The sequence below is a fragment of the Rickettsia sp. 109562A South Dakota genome (assembly GCF_055791265.1).
Genome location: NZ_CM147703.1, coordinates 168,196 through 187,469, shown reverse-complemented (window position 1 = coordinate 187,469; position 19,274 = coordinate 168,196). Strand labels below are relative to the sequence as shown.

The following is a 19,274-nucleotide window of genomic DNA, read 5'->3' as shown; positions in this document are numbered from 1 at the left end:
TAAGAATTTATGATTTGTAAGACTTATTTATTAATATAAACTAATAAATGGTCAATAGAAGATAATTATAATGAAAATAATAAATTTAAGCTATTTAATTAAGTATTTAGGTCCTATATATGAAATTTAAATTAATCTATTTTAACTTTTTTTGTCACAAATTATAAGATTTTTCTGAAATAGGAGCCGTGTCTTTTCAAAGTCTTATAATTTTAACATAAAATAACTTAAGATATAAATTAAATTTCAGATGCAGAACCTAGGATATTTTAAAAAGATTATATAAATTAAAAATTGTTTTCTCTGCATCTTGATCATTTATTAATAAGGTAATTTTAACTTCTGATAATTGCATCATGTTAACATTTATATTATCTTTCGTTAACTTTGATAATATCGTTTCAAGTAATTTACAATCATTTTTAATCCCATAACCAATAAGGGAGATTGTAGCAATTTCGGTGTCAAAAGTAAAATCTTGTATTTGCTTATCATCTTTTAAATTAGTAAGTAAAGTTTGTAAATTATTTTTATCGGTTAAATTTGTAATAAAACTATATTCCTCATTATTTTTTATCTCTTGCATAAACTCAATATGATTATTGTTTTGCGTAATCATATTTGCAATTTGCAGAAAATTTAACGAAACGCTCTTTATAGATATTTTTAATAAATTTTTATTAGAGGTAATACCGCTAATAACGCCGTTTTCCATATTCTTATCTCTTGAAGTAATTAACGTACCTTCTGTATTCGGTGAAAATGTTGAAAGAACACGCATATCTATTTTATATCGCATTACTAACTCTACGGCTCTAGGATGTAATACTTTTGCTCCACTTGATGCTAGTTCTAACATTTCTAACAAATCTATTTCTTTTATCTTCTTTGCATTTGGAATAATTCTTGGATCAGCAGTAAATATTCCCTCTACATCGGTATAAATATCACATCTATCGGCTTTCATAGCCGCAGCAATTAAGGCGGCAGTAGTATCGGATCCTCCTCTACCTAAAGTAGATAATCTATTAAACTTGTTAATTCCTTGAAAACCGGCTATTATAGGGATAGTATTGAGCTGTAAATATTTTTCTAGTAAATCTGTAGTAATTGATTCCACTAAAGCTTTACTATGATTATTATCGGTGAGAATCGGTAATTGCCAAGCTAGAAATGATCGTGCCTTTATATCTTCTTCTTGAAGAGCTAATGCAAGTAATGAAGCCGTGACTATTTCACCGCTAGAAAGTGCTACATCATATTCTGCAAATTGAGAAGTTTTGTTAAGGCTTGATACTTCATTGCACAATGTGACAAGTTGATTAGTAACACCTGCCATAGCCGAAACTACTACGATTACCTGGTTATTTTTAGCTATTTCAGCTTTTATAATAGGAACGATTTTTTTTATTCTGTCAATATTTGCAACGGAAGTGCCGCCGAATTTTTGAATTATTAAGGCCATAACTAAAGGAAGCCTAATAGAATATTATGTTATATAATTAATTTTCCGCTTGTTGTCATCTAGCTCACTTGTAAGCTTTATTGCATAGCTCGGAACATGCCCTTAATGTCATTCCCGCGTAGGCGGGAATCCAGAAAATAACCTTAATGTTGGTACACATTATTGACAAAATAAACCTAAAAAAACAAGTTTTTTATAGGTTTTACTGGATTCCCGCCTACGCGGGAATGACATAGAAGCCATGCAACAACGCTGGTCAAGCTACGGGATGACACATCTTTTGAGCATATCTTATGGTTCACGCAAGCAAGGCCTATCGCAGGAATGATATCAGCACCATACAGTGCCAAGCATTATTCTTTTAAGCACTTGCAATTTCTTTAACGTTCACGACTTTATGATTTCGCTTAGTTAAAAATTCTACTCTACCTTCTATCAAAGCAAATATTGTATGATCTTTACCAAGCCCTACATTTGTTCCAGGATGAATTTTTGTGCCGCGTTGCCTAACTATAATATTACCGGGTATTACATATTGCCCGTCTACTTTCTTTACTCCCAGTCTTCGACCTGCTGAGTCTCTGCCGTTCCTAGAACTACCACCGGCTTTTTTGGTTGCCATTTTATAATTCCTTTTAAGTTATTATTATTGTTTGGTAATATCTAATATTTTTAATTCTGTCAATTCTTGACGATGACCGGCTTTACGACGATAATTTTTTCTACGCTTTTTCTTGAAAACTATAATTTTATTATCCTTAAGCTGGTTAGTAATTTCAGCCGTAACGACAGCCCCTTTAACTATTGGAGTACCAATAAAAGAAGGCTTTGAATATTCGCCAATCATTAAAATTTGATCAAACTGAATTTTAGAGCCAAGTTCTCCATCAATTTTTTCGACTTTAATAACACTATTTCTGTCTACTTTATATTGTTTTCCACCTGCTTTTATAACTGCGAACATGAAAAATATCTCTTTAAAAATTTATAAATATTTGTCGTATCATATTATTATATTAGAAATTAGTCAATGATAATATTATGTTATATCTATTAATACGAATATAATTGCGTATTGAGTTACCGCAGCAAATATTGCGGCTAGCAAATCATCAAGCATAACGCCGATACTGCCCTTAAGATTTTTATCAAACCAATTAATAGGCCAGGGCTTTACTATATCAAAAAATCGGAATAGACAAAAAGGTAATATGAAAAGTAATATAATATTTATTATTAGTGGACTAAAATATTTTACTAAATGCGATTCATTAGCAAATAAAGCTGAAAAAAATACTAAAACGATAGTTAGCATTTGTCCGACTACTTCATCAATTACTACTTCTTTAGGGTCTTCTGAATTTGTATAATTTAAATATATTCTAGTAAAATAAGTACCGAGAATTAACAACATCAAACATATACTAAAACTTATAATAAATATACTTACAAGCTGTGCTTCACCGAGGGTTAGATTTGAGCAAGGAATAATTATTTTATTATTAACAATAAAATATATTAAGAAGTAAGTTAGAGGGAAAGCGGCAAGCGAACCAAACGTGCCAGGGCAATATTTAATTTTCCCAATATAAAAAAAAGTAACAAAAAATTCCGAGAACCATTTTTTAGTGAACATTTTTCTAAATAAAATATACTAGATTAAATTTAGTTAAAATCTTATAATAAGATTTTAACTCACACAATAATAAATATCATGGGCATGAGTTTTAGCCATTTATTAATAGTTTTATTAATTATTTTTGTATTATTCGGTGCCGGTAAGCTACCGCAAGTCATGTCCGACCTTGCCAAAGGTCTTAAAGCTTTTAAAGACGGCATGAAAGACGACGGCAATGATAATGACAGAAAAAATAATTAATCTTTATTGTCATTCCTGCGTAGGCGGGGCTTTGTTGCATGAAGCCCGATGTCATTCCCGCCTTCGCGGGAATGACATCGAACGCTTTTTTAGAGCCATGCAATAACTCCCTAATTTCCTGATACAGTAGAATATACACCATTCTCTTTCCTAATAATATCATACCGTCTCTGAGCTACTCCATCGATGAAATGAATATTACCCGATAAACCTATATAAGGCTGTCTACTGTTGATTCTATTTAAAAATCTTTCAGACGCAAATTCGTTGCCTATATAGTTTGCAGTCATACGACCTAAATCATAAGCAAGAAGATGCATGAAACCCATATGGTTAATACCCAAGTCTTTTGCCCTATCCGGAACGTTGCTATTGAGTAAATTTAAAGAACCGGTAAAGCTAATATCGATATTTTCAGGGTAATCGATATCAATACGATTATCACCGATTAAAATAGCTTTTTTATCTAAATTATATTTACGAATACTATCAGCAAGTAGGTTTAAATTTTTTGGATCATCCGATAGATAAATAACCGGTTTTGTAGTATCGCTACGTTCATTTATAATATCGGTATTGTCTGAAATATTTCTTACGGCTTTTGCTATAGATTCAGGATTATCCTCATAGAATTCAGTGCGTGATAATGATGCATTTTTCTGAATCAATATATTTTGCATTACTTGACTAATAGTCCCGGAATGTTTCCCTTTAGGTAATAATGCCATAAAATCTTTATGGTCGTTACTTGCGTAATAATTAACGATGCGTATCAGTTGTTTTAAAGGTGCATGACCGAATACAAATAATTTATCTTCTGCAAGAGCCGGATTATTTGACATAGTTATTATGATAATATCATTAGTTTTTGCTTTTTCGGCTATCAATGAAGTAAAGTTAGAATATAGAGGACCTAAAATAATCTTAGTTTTACGTGCTACTATTTTATCCATAGCGGCTAAAACGTTTTTTTCGTCCGAGCCGTCATAAGACGTAACATGTATGTAAGATTTTATCCCGTCGTTAAGCCCCATTTTAATCAGATCTTTATATTGTTTACCTGCAATACTATCAGGACCCTGATTTGGCATTAAAATTGCAATCTCAATTTCTTTTTGTTCTTTTTTAGGGAAACTTATAGGTTCTTCTTTAGGAGTTTGACATGACGATAAATATATCAAACAAAAAAATGATAGAATAATTCTTAGTGTATGTTTTATACTAGCCATAATATTACTTAAAATTTAAAAATTATGATTTTAAAACCAGGGTTATATATTGTTTCAACACCGATAGGCAATTTTGAAGATATAACGCTTCGTGCTATATCAACTTTAAAAAATTCGGATATTATTTTATGTGAAGATACTAGAATATCACAAAAATTGCTAGCAAAACATGACATGCATACAAAATTACAAATTTATAATGATCATAGTGACAAGAAAGATAGGGAACATATTATAAGTCTGATAAAAGCAGGTAATATAGTAAGTTTAATTTCCGATGCAGGAACGCCTTTAATTTCCGATCCAGGGTATAAGTTAAGTAGAGATTTACGTATGCTTAACTGTCATATAGACGTGATACCCGGGGTATCTGCACCGATTACTGCCCTAACTTTATCGGCTCTTCCTACCGATCGATTTTTATTTCACGGTTTTTTACCTAAAACTATAGAAAGTAAAAAAAAGATTTTTTCTGAGCTAGTAAATCTTAAGGCTACTTTGATTTTTTTTGAAACGGCTCCTCGTTTGATAAACACTTTATCAGTAGCTAAAAAAATACTAGGAAACCGAGAAATATGTGTGGCTCGTGAGTTAACTAAACTGTATCAAGAAATAAAAACAGGGGATATAGATGAAATAATAGCGTTCTATCAAAATAATATTTTAAAAGGTGAGATAGTATTATTGATTTCAGGAAATTTACAAGAAAAAGAAGAAAAACAAGAAGTTGATTTAGAAAAATTTATAGAATTTTGTTTAAATAGAAATTTAAGTAGCAAAACCACTACCGAACTTGCTTATGAAAAATTCAAAAATATTTATAGTAAGAAAGAGATATATAAATTGGTGAATGAGAGTCAGTAGAGTAACTTACTTACGTCATTGCGAGCAGCCGTAGGCTTTGTTGCTAGGCTGTCGATGTCATTCCCGCGGAAGCGGGAATCCAAAAAAATAACCTTAATACTGGTAAAAAAATTACACATTTGATAAAATAAACATATAAAAAAACAAGTTTTTTATATGTTTTACTAGATTCCCACTTCCGCGGGAATGACATTAAAGGCTTTTTAAAGCCATGTAACAAAGTACGGCAAGTATATTAATGGCAACCGCAACCTTTTTTAGGTTTATTTCTTTCTGCCGAATCTTCAAGTTTTTTACCGGCTAGCTGCATATCTTGACCTGCACCTTGCATTGTATTACAAGCACTTGTTAAGAAAGCTACAGCTACTAATATAGAAGTTATAAGTGCTGAACGCATAAATTGTACCTTTATCAAATTAAGCCTAGATATTATGAATTAAGCAAAAAATTGTCAACTTGAAAATGCATTAAGATAATACTCACAATACTTTTTAATAGGGCAAATATCGCAATCGGGTTTCCTAGCTTTGCATATATATCTGCCGTGTAAGATTAGCCAGTGATGGGCATGCGTTAGCCATTTCTCATCGATAATTTGCAGCAACTCTTTTTCTACTACTTCAGGAGTGCCGCCTTTAGCAAGTCCGATCCTTTTAGCTACTCTAAAAACATGTGTATCAACTGCCATTGTCGGCATACCAAATAAGCAATTTAGTACAACATTAGCAGTTTTTCTGCCGACACCGGGCAGTTTAACTAACTCTTTAAAGCTATTCGGTACTGAACCATCATACTCATTTATCAATATTTTACATAATGCGATAATATTCTTTGCTTTGCTGTTAAATAGTCCGATAGATTTTATATATTTTTTAAGCCCTTCTTTACCGAGTTCTAAAATTTTTTCCGGTGTATCGTAAATTTCAAATAAAGATTTAGTTGCTAAATTTACCGATATATCGGTTGCTTGAGCAGATAATATTACCGCTACTAATAAGGTAAAATCATTCTTACATATTAATTCGGTTTTTGGATTTGGATTATTCTTGCTTAAAATCTCAAAAATTTTATTAACTATTTGTGCTTGCATATTTTGCTATAGAAAGTGTATTCTAGGTGCTGTAAGTATTTCTAAAAAGATTTAATTTTGGTTATTTTTTGCTGCAAATTATAAGATTTTTTTGAAATAGGTATACTATTCCTGCAAAAATCTTATTAATTTTCGCTAAAAAATATCTTAAAATAGTAAATCCATTAGAAATGCTCACAGCACCTAGAAGATAAATTATTGAGTCTTAAAATGCTAGAAAATAAAAATTTTGAATTTATAGAAAATGAAATAAAAAATAATAAAGTAGTGTTGTTCATGAAAGGTACTAAGGACGCCCCAATGTGCGGCTTTTCTGCTAAAGTAGTGGCTATTTTGAATAAATTAGATGTAGAATTTCGTGATATTAATGTGCTTGCTGATCCGGAATTGCGTGAAGATTTAAAGAAGTTTAGTGATTGGCCGACATTTCCGCAGTTATATATTAACGGGGAATTAGTCGGCGGGTGTGATATTGCAACGGAGCTATACAATAACGGTGAGCTTGAGAAGGTATTGAAGGGGTGAGGGTGTCACTGTCATCCCGTGGCTTGACCACGGGATCCATAAAAATATTTATTAACTAGATTCTGTGAAAAAACATGAGCAAATATTTAGAATACCCTGAAGTAACAAGCACCCAGCAGCCACCAAAAAAGCTAGTAGTATTATTGCATGGTGTCGGCTCGGACGGGCATGATTTAATAGGGTTAGTCCCTTATATTAAGAATGATTTACCTGATTGTCATTTTATTTCACCGCATGGAAGCCAGCCTTACGATATGGCACCGTATGGTAGGCAATGGTTTAGCCTACAAGGTCGCAGTCCGCATATTATAGCTAGATTGATTGCAAGTAATATTAAACTTCTTGAGGATATAATAAAGCAAAAGCAAGAGGAGCTAAATCTAACCAACAAAGATACTGTCATTATCGGTTTTTCCCAAGGTACAATGATTGGTTTATATTTAACTCTGATTCAGCAAGAGCCGTTTTTCTGTACTATAGGTTTTTCAGGGGTATTAATTCCACCGACTGAAGTTAATAATAAGCTTACTCCTATATGCTTGATTCATGGAGAGCTTGACGATGTGGTTAGTGTTAGTGAAATGTATAATGCTTCAAACTATTTATCTAAGCTGCATATAGATCATAGCGGACATAAATTAACTTCTCTTGCTCATTCAATAGACGGGCGGGGGCTTGAAATCGCACTGAATTTTATAAATAACACATGCGTTGTTACATGACTCCTATGTCATTTCTGCGAAAGCAGGAATCCAGTAAAACCTATAAAAAACTTGTTTTTTTAGGTTTATTTTGTCAATTAATTTGCAATTTTTGTACCGGTATTAAGGTTATTTTTCTGGATTCCCGCCTACGCGGGAATGACATCAGTAGTCTGCAACAAAACCAAAAACACATGAGGATAAATGAATATTTTTAATAATAATTTACATGCAACGGATAAAGAAATTGATGAAATAATAAAGCATGAAAAGGTACGTCAAAGTAGCGTAATCGAGCTTATTGCATCAGAGAATTTTGTAAGTCCTGCGGTTCTTGAAGCTCAAGGGTCGATTCTGACTAATAAATATGCAGAAGGGTATCCGAGTAAGCGTTTCTATAACGGTTGTGAGGAAGTCGATAAAGCTGAAAACTTAGCTATAGAGCGAGCACAGAAATTATTTAATTGCAAATATGCAAATGTGCAACCTCATTCAGGCTCACAAGCAAACCAAGCTGTGTATCTTGCTTTGTTACAGCCTGGGGATACAATTCTTGGTATGTCCTTAGATAGCGGCGGACATCTAACGCACGGTGCAGCCCCTAATATGTCCGGTAAATGGTTTAATGCCGTTTCTTATAGCTTAAATAAAGAGACTTATTTAATTGATTATAATGAAATTGAGAGGTTAGCTGATTTACATAAGCCAAAATTACTTATAGCAGGTTTTTCTGCTTATCCTCGTAATATTGATTTTGCAAAATTTAGAGAAATTGCGGATAAAGTTGGAGCGTATTTCATGGCAGATATTGCTCATATTGCAGGACTCGTTGCCACAGGTGAGTATCAAAGCCCGCTTGCCTTTGCACATATTGTTACCTCTACTACTCATAAAACATTGCGAGGTCCAAGAGGCGGTTTAATTTTATCTAACGACGAAGAGATCGGAAAAAAGATAAATTCTGCATTATTCCCGGGATTGCAGGGTGGACCGTTAATGCATGTCATCGCTGCAAAAGCCGTAGCTTTCCAAGAAGCATTACAGCCTGAATATAAAAGTTATATTCAGCAAGTTATAAGTAACGCTAAAGCTTTAGCAAGTAGCTTACAAGAAAGAGGATATGATATATTAACAGGCGGTACCGACAATCATATTGTTTTAGTGGATTTGCGTAAAGACGGAATCACGGGTAAGCTTGCTGCGAATTCTTTAGATAGAGCAGGTATTACATGCAATAAAAATGCTATTCCGTTTGATGAAACTTCGCCTTTTATCACTTCAGGTATTAGGCTCGGTACTCCCGCCTGCACTACTAGAGGGTTTCAAGAAAAGGATTTTGTATTAGTTGCTCATATGATAGCAGATATTTTAGACGGCTTAAAAAATAATGAAGATAATAGTAAGGCTGAGCAGACAGTATTAACTGAAGTGACACAATTAATTAAATTATTTCCTTTTTATGGCTAATTTAAATAAACGACCTGATTGGATAAAAGTAAAAGCTCCTAATTCCGCAGAGTACTATAATACAAAAGATTTAATAAAGAATCTGAGATTAAATACTGTGTGCGAGGAAGCAGCGTGCCCTAATATCGGCGCATGCTGGTCAAAAAAACATGCAACCGTGATGATTTTAGGTTCGGTTTGTACTAGAGCTTGCAGGTTTTGTAATGTCAAAACAGGTAGACCTGATTTGCTTGATCCGCACGAACCTCAAAGACTTGCTGAAGCAGTGCAGAAATTAAATCTGAAGCATGTAGTAATTACTTCGGTTGATCGTGATGATCTTGAGGATGGCGGAGCTTCGCACTTTGCGGAGTGTATTAATGAAATTAGAAAATCATCACCAAATACTACTATTGAGATTCTAACTCCCGATTTTTTAAGAAAAGAAGGAGCAGCTGAAATAATAGCTAATTCAAAGCCTGATGTTTTTAACCATAATGTCGAAACAGTACCGTCTTTATACAAAACGATTAGACCGGGAGCTAGATATTATAACTCTTTAAGCTTACTGCATAATATCAAAAAATTATCTCCTGAAATTTTTACAAAATCCGGTATGATGGTAGGGCTTGGCGAAGAAATAAGCGAAGTAATACAAGTTATGGATGATTTAAGAGAAGCAAAGGTCGATTTTCTAACTATCGGGCAGTATCTGCAACCTACCAAAGATCATGCCGAGGTCGCAAAATATGTTACTCCTGAAGAGTTTAAATATCTAGAGCGAGTAGCAAGAACGAAAAGATTCTTAATGGTTTCCGCAAGCCCGTTAACCCGTTCTTCATATCATGCTGACGAAGATTTTCAAAAATTAAAAGAAAATTACCGGCAAAAACTGGTATCTTGAGATATGTGTATGATTATAAAGGCAATTGATATCATTCCCGCTTTCGCGGGAATGACAAGGAGTCGTGCAAATGCTTAAAACATAAGAAAATGATAAATGTAGAAATTATAAGAAATGACGACAAATGGCGTGAGCATAAACAAATAAATAAAGCATTAATTAAAAAAATAACTCAAAATGTTTTATTGCGATTTGATAATTTTAGTAAAATAAAACAATTTGAATTATCAATTTTACTAACAAATACTGCAGAAATATTGACCTTAAACAAACAATTTCGTAATATAGAAAAAGCTACTAACGTTCTTTCTTTTCCAAGCAACGAATTAAATTGGCAAGATTTACGTTTTAGTAATGTTAGCCCTAAACTTGAATTGTTAATCGACTATGATTATATGCATTTAGGCGATATAGCATTTTGTTATGAGGTAATATATAATGAGTCATACGAGCAACAAAAAACTTTTGGAAATCATTTTATTCATCTTTTAATACATAGTATTTTACATTTAATTGGGTTCGATCATCAAAATGACACAGAAGCAAATATTATGGAAAATCTAGAAATTGAAATATTATCATATTTCGGTATTTCGTCCCCTTATTAACTAAATAAAAAAATTTATGTTAAAATCTTCAAAAAAAGAAGATTCTAGTAAAAAAAATCACAATAATAAGTTAATGTTTACTATACGAACATTATTCTCTCCGATAAAAAATTTTTTTAGAAAAACAAAAACACCCGATAATTTTTTTGGTATCATAAAACGCCTTAAAATTAATAGCCAAAAAATGACTTTAGACGAGCGTAATATTTTAGCTAATTTACTGAAGCTAGAAGATAAGACTATTGAAGATATAATGGTACCGCGTTCTGATATTGCGGCAATAAAATTAACTACGAATCTAGAAGAATTAAGTGAGTCTATTAAGTTAGAAGTCCCTCATACACGAACTCTTATATATGACGGTACTTTGGATAATGTAGTAGGATTCATACATATTAAGGATTTATTTAAAGCATTGGCTACAAAGCAAAATGGTCGTTTAAAAAAGCTTATACGTAAGCATATAATTGCAGCTCCTTCTATGAAATTATTAGATTTGCTAGCAAAAATGCGTCGTGAGAGAACGCATATTGCAATAGTTGTTGATGAGTACGGCGGTACTGACGGTGTAGTTACTATTGAAGATCTTATAGAAGAAATAGTAGGACGAATTGATGATGAACATGATCAGCAATTAGATAGCGATAATTTTAAGGTTATTAATAACTCAACAATTATTTCAAATGCACGTGTTGAAGTAGAAGTGCTTGAAGAAATAATAGGAGAAAAGCTAAAAAATGATGATGATGAGTTTGATACGATAGGTGGATTAGTTCTAACTAGAGTCGGTAGCGTTCCTGCTATCGGTACTAGAATAAATATTTCGGAAAATATTGAAATTGAAGTGACGGACGCAACTCCTCGTTCTTTAAAACAAGTCAAAATTAGACTAAAAAACGGTTTGAATAGTGATAAAATTTGATTTTAAATAAATACGAATTTAGAGGTACTTATCCTCTAAATTCATTAAAAATATTTTATTATTATATTTCTGTGTTATACTCTACTTCCCCGATTAGTCCTTCTTGGGTATTTGTTTCCATATAATAATTATAACAGGCTTCTCCTACTTTAATTGCAGCCAATGTTCCCATTATTCCTGCAGCACATGCCATAGCAAATTTCAAAGGTGGATCAAGTACTACTACATAAATTCCAACAGCACATGCTCCTACTACTGCAAGCTTACCATACCAAGGGTTTGTATTATCGTTTACTATATCATTGATTATTTCTTTAAGCATAAATATAAATTTATTAGTTAATATTAAATTCGCTAAAATCTCAATATCTTTAATAAAAGGTTAAACATTATTAAATCTTAGAAGCATAATATATAACTCAATATTAATCAATTGTCAATAATAATTACCACGAAACATGGTAAAAATAATAATTTAAAGAGGATTTTACGGCATTATTTTCATTTGACTTAGTAGAGAAATTTGAGTTAAATATCAAAGCTCAATATATAAAAAATTATCGTTATGAATGAATTGCATATTAAATTACAAAATTACAGTAGTATATATCCGGAAAAAATTGTTACAAAAACAAAAATGCTTGAATTTTTAAATGAATATGAAAACCCTTTTAGCCGAGATTTACAAATAGGACATTTCACTGCTTCGGCTTTCTTACTTAATAATGATAAAACTAAATTTTTATTGATGCACCATAAAAAGCTTGATAAATGGCTTCAGCCAGGTGGTCATTGTGATGGAGATAGTAATATATTAAATGTAGCAGTTAAAGAAGCTATGGAAGAATCTGGAATTAATGAGATCAAAACGATAAATAAGGAGATTTTTGATATAGACACCCATTATATTCCGCAAACTCATAATGAGCAGGCTCATTATCACTATGATATACGATTTTTACTAAAAACAGTAAATAATGATAATTTTATAAAAAATAATGAATCGAATGAACTTAAATGGTTTAACTTTTCTGATTATTCAAAATTAGATATTGAGCTAGAACGTTCCGTTACTAGAATGATAGAAAAGTTTATGAAAAGTTCTATGTGTTATACCGTGGCTTGACCACGGTATCTAGAAAGTAACTTAAAATATTAATAATTTTAGTATTTCTACTGGACCTCGTGATCAAGTCACGGGGTGACAGTAATTTATTTTATGCTATTTTTTGATATTCAAAATATATGTTCCTTACTGCATAAATCCACGCTAAGCATACAAAAGTAAATACTACCATTAAAATTGGTGAGATTGAGGTAAAAGTAGCGGTTGGAACTAAAGTAAAAATAATAGATTGTACGAGACCGCTAGAGGATTTGCCGACTTTCGCACTTATCACGTCAACAGCAGCTTTGCCTTTAGTTTTAAGTTCTTCATCAAGCGGGATATATAACATTTCTCTTGAAGTATCCCATATAGAATATTTAGTACCTTTAGCTAAAATATTTTGAATACCGCCGATCGAAACGGCAAGAGCAAGAGGCGACATTAAAATTGCTCCGTCAAATAATGATAAAATTTGTTGATCAAATACTATAAGTACAAAGAACAAAACGCCGGTCACCATTATTATAACCGGTGAAATTACTGCCGCTACAAACCAATTATGCATACGCATTACATTATTACCGATGATGGTCATAACCATTATTGCAACGCCTGTCCAAAGTATATACAGACTGTTAAATTCAGCGTAAGTATTTACGGTTGGATATAACTCCTTAATTTTTGCTTTCCATACGGCTTCGACTAAGTTAATAGCGAACCCAAAAGCTGCAGAACAAATTAAAAGTAGCCATAAATATTTTGATTTTGCAATATACTTAAAGCTTTTGATTAATCCCATACGTTCTGAAGTTGATCTGCCGCTTTTTGCTTTAGCGTAAAATAATGGGTTAGTAAAAACATTTTTATTAATAAACCTGACTAGCAAACAACAAATAATAGCAACAATTGCCACAATTGTCGTGGATACTTGAACTAAAGTGATTTTACTATCCGAAATACTCATAAACTTCTTAATAATAGTATCTTCCGATGATAGATTCATCATTAAAAAGCCGACTAATATTAAAGAAGAGTTGCCAAATAACGAAAAAAGAGTATAGAATCTTTTTGCTTCTTCGGTAGTAGTAAGTTCATTAGCAAACTGCCAAAATAATAATACGTAAAAAATATTAGGCCAAAGCTCGGCAAGGCTATAATATACTATATAACCCCAATTACCTACTAGTGATATATACCACTTAAAATGAGGATAACGCTCCATCCAGTCAGCTAAATTATCGGGATGTACATGAAAAATATGGATATTAGGATAAATAACGAAAGCAAATAAAACAAAAAAGCTGATGAAAAATGCACTTAAATAATAAAAGATCTTTTCAAAAGTAAGGTGATTAATCATTTTAGCATAAATAATCACGAATAAAGCAGCGGCAGGTGTAACACAATAAACTTTGGCAAAACCTGCTATTTCTGCACTAATCTCGGAGATTAAAATACTATCTTTTAAGATTCGCAAAACATTTTGATTAAATAAAATACAAAACATTAAGGCACTCATCGGAATAAACTTTCCGAGTTCGTAATTATGCACAGGCCAAAATGCCGCTCTGAATTTGCTTTTAAACGATCGTGATGAGGTACTTAGCATTATAAATCCCTAAGGACAAAAAAAAAACTTAAGCACTTCAATTATGAAAAGATATTTCCCCTAAAAATTTAGAGCCTATATACTGTTATTACATTCTGAAGGTGCTGAACTTATACAATATATTTAGCCTTTTGTCAAGAATTACTAATATAAGATTAAGATACTCTCAATGCTAGATAGTAATAAACTACAGGAATATTTTGACCTCTATAATAATTATACAAAGACACATAAGCTTGGTAATAAATATTTAGAATCCAGTAAAATAGTAATGCAAACTGAGCATTATAGGGTGTTGTATTATTCTTCAACCAATGTCATACCGTGGCTTGACCACGGTATCCAGAAAAACATTAAAAAAGACTGGATCCCGCGATCAAGTCGCAGGATGACAAATCGATTTACCAATACGCATAATAAAACATTCCTAATCATCCCTTCTATCTTCAACTCATCTGAAATATTTTTTCTAGCTCGTGATAAAAGCTTCATAGAAAATTTAAGAAATTATGGCGAAGTCTATTTAATAGATTGGCTAGAGATTGAAAGAACCTAAAGATTTACTAGACGACTATGTACATACGATAATTAAAGTAATAGATAATTTGAAAATTAAAGACATTAATTTAATAGGTCATTGCATCGGCGGTAACCTTGCGATAGCTACAAACGTAATAGTGCCTAAAAAAGTTGAAACCCTGACTTTACTTACTTGTCCGTGGGATTTTTCTCATTTTTTTTTATATAAGGATGCTACACAAATATTTAAAACTAGATTATTATGTGGAAAACTTACCGATGATTCCTAAAATTCATATTCAAATTTTATTTTTTCTTTTATTTCCTGATTATTTCAATGCTAAATTAAATAAATTTTTCTCTATAACTTCCGATAAGGAGCAAGAATTAGCATTTAGAATAGAAAATTGGCTTATGTCAGGTAATAATATATCTAAGGGGGTTTATAATCAAATCATACAAAATATATTAGATGAAAATATGTTTATGAATCTTAAATGGAAAATTGATAATTTTATTATTGATCCGAGTGTAATTGATTGTCCTGTATATATAGTACAGCGGAAGATGATCAAATAGTGCCTAAATCTTCCATTTTACCTTTGCAAAAATTATTAAAAAATTCTAAGCTTATAGAAGTAAAAGGCGGACATATTAGTTATTTGATAAACAATAATAAATTAGATAAGTTATTTAAGGAGTATACTTCTTTTTTTGAACTTTGTTGCTAGGTTTTGAAAGGTTGCAAATGGCATTGTTGAATAGCTTCTATGTCATTCCCGCTTTCGCGGGAATGACACAAACGATCCATGCAAAAAAGCTTTTTATGCTTGCTAAACTTTTTTATATTTTTTTTCCAAGCTTACTCTCGGATTTCTTGAAAAGAAAGAGTTGTATTGTTCTTATAATCAGAGAGTGAGCCACTAAGTTCATGCATAGGTTAATTATTGCTATGCATGTAATCTATCATTCAAAAGTTTACATTTTTAAATTATATGGTAAATTTACTATATTACTACTTTCAATATAAATAAATAAATTATTTAAGGAGTATATACCATGACAAAACCCGTTTATATAACCCATGCGAAAAGGACGGCTTTCGGTTCGTTTATGGGTAGCCTTAGTACCATTTCAGCACCTATGCTTGCTGCTCATTTAATAAAAGATATGATACAAAATAGCAAAATCGACCCTGCTTTAGTAAATGAAGTAATACTTGGACAAGTAATAACAGGCGGTAGCGGGCAGAATCCGGCAAGGCAAACTCTGATTCATGCAGGAATACCGAAAGAAGTGCCAGGCTATACGATTAATAAAGTATGTGGCTCAGGTCTTAAAAGCGTAGTACTTGCTGCAAACTCAATTATGACAGGCGATAACGAAATCGTTATAGCAGGCGGGCAGGAGAATATGTCGCTCGGTATGCATGGCAGCTATATCAGAGCAGGAGTTAAATGCGGTGATACTAAAATGGTTGATTTAATGCAGTATGACGGGTTAACAGATGTATTTTCAGGAGTATTTATGGGGATTACTGCCGAAAATATCTCGAAGCAGTTTAATATTAGCAGACAAGAGCAGGACGAATTTGCTTTAAGTTCTCATAAGAAAGCCGCGAAAGCTGGGGCGGAAGGAATATTTAAAGATGAAATTCTGCCTATTGAAGTAACGATGAAAAAAACTACTAGTTTGTTTGATCATGATGAAACGGTAAGACCTGATACCAGCCTTGAAATTCTAAGTAAATTACGCCCTGCTTTCGATAAAAACGGTGTAGTTACAGCGGGTAACGCTTCTTCAATCAATGACGGTGCGGCATGCCTTATGGTAGTTTCCGAAGAAGCTTTGAAAAAGCATAATTTAACGCCGCTAGCTCGTATTGTCTCTTATGCTTCAGCCGGTGTTGATCCAAATATTATGGGTACTGCCCCTGTTCCTGCATCGAAAAAAGCTTTAAGTAAAGCAGGCTGGAGCGTGGATGATTTGGAAGTTATCGAGGTTAATGAGGCATTTGCTGCCCAAAGTATTTATGTAAACCGTGCAATGAAATGGGATATGAATAAAGTGAATATTAACGGCGGAGCAATAGCAATCGGGCATCCGATCGGGGCAAGCGGCGGGCGTGTGCTTATTACTTTAATACACAACTTGCGAGGAGCCAAAGCCAAAAAAGGCTTAGTTACTTTATGTATCGGCGGCGGTATGGGTATGGCTATGTGTGTTGAAGCGGTTTAACTATAATTTAAATATAAATTAATAAACAAAAAAGTTGTTTACTTTTTCTAGTGTCATACTTAGGATATTTCTATTTTAAGTATGAACTTCTTTTTATGTACAACCAATCTGATGAACAAATCAAATCTATCCTAGATGTATGGAAGATTATTGAACTTGCTACTCCTCCTAAAAATGAAACTTTAAATAGTTACTTCGCTTATGAACAAAAACATGCTACGCAGCAAAGAGGGTTTTATAAAGAAATTAATAAAAAAGAAGCTCTTTTTTTGTTACAAGATGCACCTTGTGAAAAATTTAATAAGGCAAAATTAAAAGCAGAATTACCGGATTATGATATATGTGTTCATTGGCACCTATATCTTGGTTATTTAAATTGGACCGAAGCTGAAATTGCTATTGAAGAAAAAATCAATGAATTATTTAGGGTAAAACCTAAAATTTTGTATAGCCATAAGAATCGCAAAAACCTGTATTAACTCCGGTCGTTGCACTAACGCTTGATGAAGATATGCATCTTATAGATAATTCAATGGTTATATCTACCGGTGCTTATGTTCTCGGTAAAGTGGTACAAGAAGGATTTTCAGAAGATGATTTTGAAGATTTGATTGAGTTTGAAGATAATAGGTGCCGCATTAATAGTAAATGCATTAAAAGATTCTTTCGATAAAACCGGTCAACAAAAGAAATTTAATTTAGAAAGAGTTAATTATATTGCTAAGTTTATAATTAATGAATTAAAGATCGATGGGAAGTTTTTGCTCAGTAATCCTGAAATATGCGTTAGAAAAATCACTTATAGAAAACTTAGGAAAAATGAAAAAACTAAAAATGTTGATACTTAGTCAAAAAGTAAAAAATAATAATTCAAAAGCAGATACTAAAGAAGAATTGGATTGGGCCACCGGCACCGGCTTTAGAAATGTTCAATAGTTTTTTTCTCAAACCTCTTGATTTAGTACGCAATAATTTTAATAAATTTACTGCAAATTCTCCAATTACTAAATATCTTGGAGCTGATGATAAACCTGATATACAAGATGTGTTGAGTGAGTCGTTATTATTAAAAGAGTTACTTGAACCTTCTAAAATGCAGTTTGCTAGATGGCCTTCATCACAAAAAAATTGCTTAGCTGCTTTACAAACTGCTGCCATTAATACGATATTACAAAAAATAGAAAATACAGAGCATATTTTTGCAGTTAACGGTCCACCTGGAACCGGTAAAACTACTTTACTATTTGACATAATAGCAAATATTTACGTCAAAAGAGCATTAAACCTTGTTAAATTAAAAACTCCCGATGAAGGATTTAGTGATGATCAACATTGCTTTAAAGTTGCAGGATTTGAATATAAAATAAAAGTTCTTGTCCCTTCTCTTCAAAATCATGAGATTGTTATAGCTTCTTCTAACAATAATGCAGTTGAAAATATTTCTAAAGAGTTACCACTATACGCAAAGATAGATAAAATTTATCATGAAGAGTTAAAATTTTTTGATTGGCTAGTAAATGATACAGATAGAAATACAAACTGGGGAATATTTACGGCAGTACTTGGAAGAAGTGCTAATCGTCAAATTTTTATGGAAAAATTTTGGAAACCTGAATTTCCTAAAGAACAGGCAAGCTATAAATGTAAAACAATGTTTCAATATTTAAATTTACTAAAAGGTAAATCTGAAGCTCATAGCTTAAAGTATTTAATGCCTAAATATTGTAACTCATATGTAGATACTAAAGAAGAATGGCAAAAAGAATGTTTATATTTTAATGAATTATATCAAGATATCTTAAACGTTAACGATACAATAGAAAAAGTTATTGCTCTTAATAAACAAAAAAGTGATTTATTAAAAGATTACCCAAATAAAGCTTTGTTAGCTATTTTAGATGAATATGTAGAAGAAATAAAAAATTTAGAATCAACCTCAAAATATATTGACTCTAAAATCCAAGAATTTGATTATGAAATTGGTTCAGTATCATTAGGATTTTTAAAACCTATACATACTTTTTTTAAAACAAAGAGATATAATAATTTTGTTCAAAATAATTTACGTTTAATTCGCTTAAAAAATGAACAATTAGAGTTAAAGTAAAAAATTAAAAACGATATTAAAAAACTGCAAGATAAATCCAAACAATTAAAACTCGATATT

Annotated in this window: 22 protein-coding genes and 2 pseudogenes; 15 read left to right on the top strand and 9 right to left on the bottom strand. The window is 32.0% G+C overall.

Features of this window, described 5'->3' with window-relative positions; translation table 11 throughout:
• Positions 1-259: 259 nt before the first annotated feature.
• The 4 genes from ACIAS7_RS01190 to ACIAS7_RS01175 form a co-directional block, all read right to left on the bottom strand.
• Positions 260-1,465 (bottom strand): aspartate kinase, encoded by a 1,206-nt coding sequence (locus ACIAS7_RS01190; RefSeq protein ID WP_473198990.1) that lies wholly within the window; start codon positions 1,463-1,465, stop codon positions 260-262.
• Between the two features lie 361 nt (positions 1,466-1,826).
• Positions 1,827-2,087: a 50S ribosomal protein L27 gene (gene rpmA, locus ACIAS7_RS01185; protein WP_473198989.1), complete on the bottom strand. Its 261-nt coding sequence runs from the start codon at positions 2,085-2,087 to the stop codon at positions 1,827-1,829.
• 24 nt (positions 2,088-2,111) lie between these two features.
• Complete coding sequence (gene rplU / locus ACIAS7_RS01180; protein WP_012149079.1) at positions 2,112-2,429, bottom strand: 50S ribosomal protein L21; 318 nt, start codon at positions 2,427-2,429, stop codon at positions 2,112-2,114.
• A 75-nt stretch (positions 2,430-2,504) separates the two neighbouring features.
• Complete coding sequence (locus ACIAS7_RS01175; RefSeq protein WP_473198988.1) at positions 2,505-3,101, bottom strand: phosphatidylglycerophosphatase A family protein; 597 nt, start codon at positions 3,099-3,101, stop codon at positions 2,505-2,507.
• A gap of 78 nt (positions 3,102-3,179) precedes the next feature.
• Here ACIAS7_RS01175 and tatA point away from each other — a divergent pair, with 78 nt between their 5' ends.
• Complete coding sequence (tatA, locus tag ACIAS7_RS01170; protein WP_012149077.1) at positions 3,180-3,344, top strand: twin-arginine translocase TatA; 165 nt, start codon at positions 3,180-3,182, stop codon at positions 3,342-3,344.
• A gap of 110 nt (positions 3,345-3,454) precedes the next feature.
• Here tatA and ACIAS7_RS01165 read toward each other — a convergent pair whose 3' ends face one another.
• The gene (locus ACIAS7_RS01165) at positions 3,455-4,573 is read right to left on the bottom strand and encodes a penicillin-binding protein activator (protein ID WP_473198987.1); all 1,119 of its coding nucleotides are present in this window, start codon (positions 4,571-4,573) and stop codon (positions 3,455-3,457) included.
• A 24-nt stretch (positions 4,574-4,597) separates the two neighbouring features.
• Between ACIAS7_RS01165 and rsmI the strand changes: the two genes are divergently transcribed.
• Positions 4,598-5,437 carry a 16S rRNA (cytidine(1402)-2'-O)-methyltransferase gene (gene rsmI / locus ACIAS7_RS01160; RefSeq protein WP_473198986.1) on the top strand — a complete coding sequence of 280 codons (840 nt, stop codon included), beginning with the start codon at positions 4,598-4,600 and terminating at the stop codon, positions 5,435-5,437.
• A 235-nt stretch (positions 5,438-5,672) separates the two neighbouring features.
• On the opposite strand, the gene ACIAS7_RS01155 is transcribed toward rsmI, so the two are convergent.
• Both ACIAS7_RS01155 and nth read right to left on the bottom strand, forming a co-directional pair.
• Positions 5,673-5,834 (bottom strand): entericidin A/B family lipoprotein, encoded by a 162-nt coding sequence (locus ACIAS7_RS01155; RefSeq protein ID WP_473198985.1) that lies wholly within the window; start codon positions 5,832-5,834, stop codon positions 5,673-5,675.
• Positions 5,835-5,888: 54 nt separating this feature from the next.
• Positions 5,889-6,527 (bottom strand): endonuclease III, encoded by a 639-nt coding sequence (gene nth, locus ACIAS7_RS01150; RefSeq protein ID WP_473198984.1) that lies wholly within the window; start codon positions 6,525-6,527, stop codon positions 5,889-5,891.
• 210 nt (positions 6,528-6,737) lie between these two features.
• Between nth and grxD the strand changes: the two genes are divergently transcribed.
• The 6 genes from grxD (at position 6,738) to tlyC (ending at position 11,633) form a co-directional block, all read left to right on the top strand.
• A complete protein-coding gene (gene grxD / locus ACIAS7_RS01145) occupies positions 6,738-7,052 on the top strand; it encodes a Grx4 family monothiol glutaredoxin (RefSeq protein WP_473198983.1) in 315 nt (104 codons plus the stop codon).
• A 74-nt stretch (positions 7,053-7,126) separates the two neighbouring features.
• Complete coding sequence (locus tag ACIAS7_RS01140) at positions 7,127-7,774, top strand: alpha/beta hydrolase family protein (RefSeq protein ID WP_473198982.1); 648 nt, start codon at positions 7,127-7,129, stop codon at positions 7,772-7,774.
• A 183-nt stretch (positions 7,775-7,957) separates the two neighbouring features.
• Entirely contained in the window at positions 7,958-9,220 is a 1,263-nt protein-coding gene (gene glyA, locus ACIAS7_RS01135; protein WP_473198981.1) for a serine hydroxymethyltransferase, read from the top strand.
• Positions 9,213-10,103: a lipoyl synthase gene (gene lipA, locus ACIAS7_RS01130; protein ID WP_473198980.1), complete on the top strand. Its 891-nt coding sequence runs from the start codon at positions 9,213-9,215 to the stop codon at positions 10,101-10,103. The genes glyA and lipA overlap by 8 nt, the downstream gene beginning before the upstream one ends.
• An 89-nt stretch (positions 10,104-10,192) precedes the next feature.
• A complete protein-coding gene (gene ybeY / locus ACIAS7_RS01125; RefSeq protein WP_473198979.1) occupies positions 10,193-10,711 on the top strand; it encodes an rRNA maturation RNase YbeY in 519 nt (172 codons plus the stop codon).
• Positions 10,712-10,727: 16 nt separating this feature from the next.
• A complete protein-coding gene (gene tlyC, locus ACIAS7_RS01120; protein WP_473198978.1) occupies positions 10,728-11,633 on the top strand; it encodes a hemolysin C in 906 nt (301 codons plus the stop codon).
• 61 nt (positions 11,634-11,694) lie between these two features.
• On the opposite strand, the gene ACIAS7_RS01115 is transcribed toward tlyC, so the two are convergent.
• Positions 11,695-11,955 (bottom strand): hypothetical protein, encoded by a 261-nt coding sequence (locus tag ACIAS7_RS01115; protein ID WP_473198977.1) that lies wholly within the window; start codon positions 11,953-11,955, stop codon positions 11,695-11,697.
• A gap of 366 nt (positions 11,956-12,321) precedes the next feature.
• Here ACIAS7_RS01115 and ACIAS7_RS01110 point away from each other — a divergent pair, with 366 nt between their 5' ends.
• On the top strand, positions 12,322-12,759 hold the full coding sequence (locus ACIAS7_RS01110) for an NUDIX hydrolase (protein WP_473199380.1): 438 nt from the start codon (positions 12,322-12,324) through the stop codon (positions 12,757-12,759).
• Between the two features lie 91 nt (positions 12,760-12,850).
• Here ACIAS7_RS01110 and tlc5 read toward each other — a convergent pair whose 3' ends face one another.
• Entirely contained in the window at positions 12,851-14,350 is a 1,500-nt protein-coding gene (gene tlc5 / locus ACIAS7_RS01105; RefSeq protein ID WP_473198976.1) for a GTP/GDP exchange transporter Tlc5, read from the bottom strand.
• A gap of 169 nt (positions 14,351-14,519) precedes the next feature.
• Between tlc5 and ACIAS7_RS01100 the strand changes: the two are divergent.
• The 6 genes and pseudogenes from ACIAS7_RS01100 to ACIAS7_RS01075 form a co-directional block, all read left to right on the top strand.
• A pseudogene (locus tag ACIAS7_RS01100) lies at positions 14,520-14,661 on the top strand (poly-beta-hydroxybutyrate polymerase); the annotation flags it as partial.
• Between the two features lie 77 nt (positions 14,662-14,738).
• Positions 14,739-15,600, top strand: a pseudogene (locus tag ACIAS7_RS01095) (alpha/beta fold hydrolase).
• A gap of 328 nt (positions 15,601-15,928) precedes the next feature.
• Positions 15,929-17,107 carry an acetyl-CoA C-acetyltransferase gene (locus ACIAS7_RS01090; protein ID WP_473198975.1) on the top strand — a complete coding sequence of 393 codons (1,179 nt, stop codon included), beginning with the start codon at positions 15,929-15,931 and terminating at the stop codon, positions 17,105-17,107.
• 95 nt (positions 17,108-17,202) lie between these two features.
• A complete protein-coding gene (locus ACIAS7_RS01085; RefSeq protein ID WP_473198974.1) occupies positions 17,203-17,586 on the top strand; it encodes a hypothetical protein in 384 nt (127 codons plus the stop codon).
• A gap of 138 nt (positions 17,587-17,724) precedes the next feature.
• Entirely contained in the window at positions 17,725-17,955 is a 231-nt protein-coding gene (locus ACIAS7_RS01080) for a hypothetical protein (RefSeq protein WP_473198973.1), read from the top strand.
• Between the two features lie 77 nt (positions 17,956-18,032).
• Positions 18,033-19,214, top strand: a complete 1,182-nt coding sequence (locus ACIAS7_RS01075) for an AAA domain-containing protein (protein ID WP_473198972.1) — start codon at positions 18,033-18,035, stop codon at positions 19,212-19,214.
• Positions 19,215-19,274: the final 60 nt, after the last annotated feature.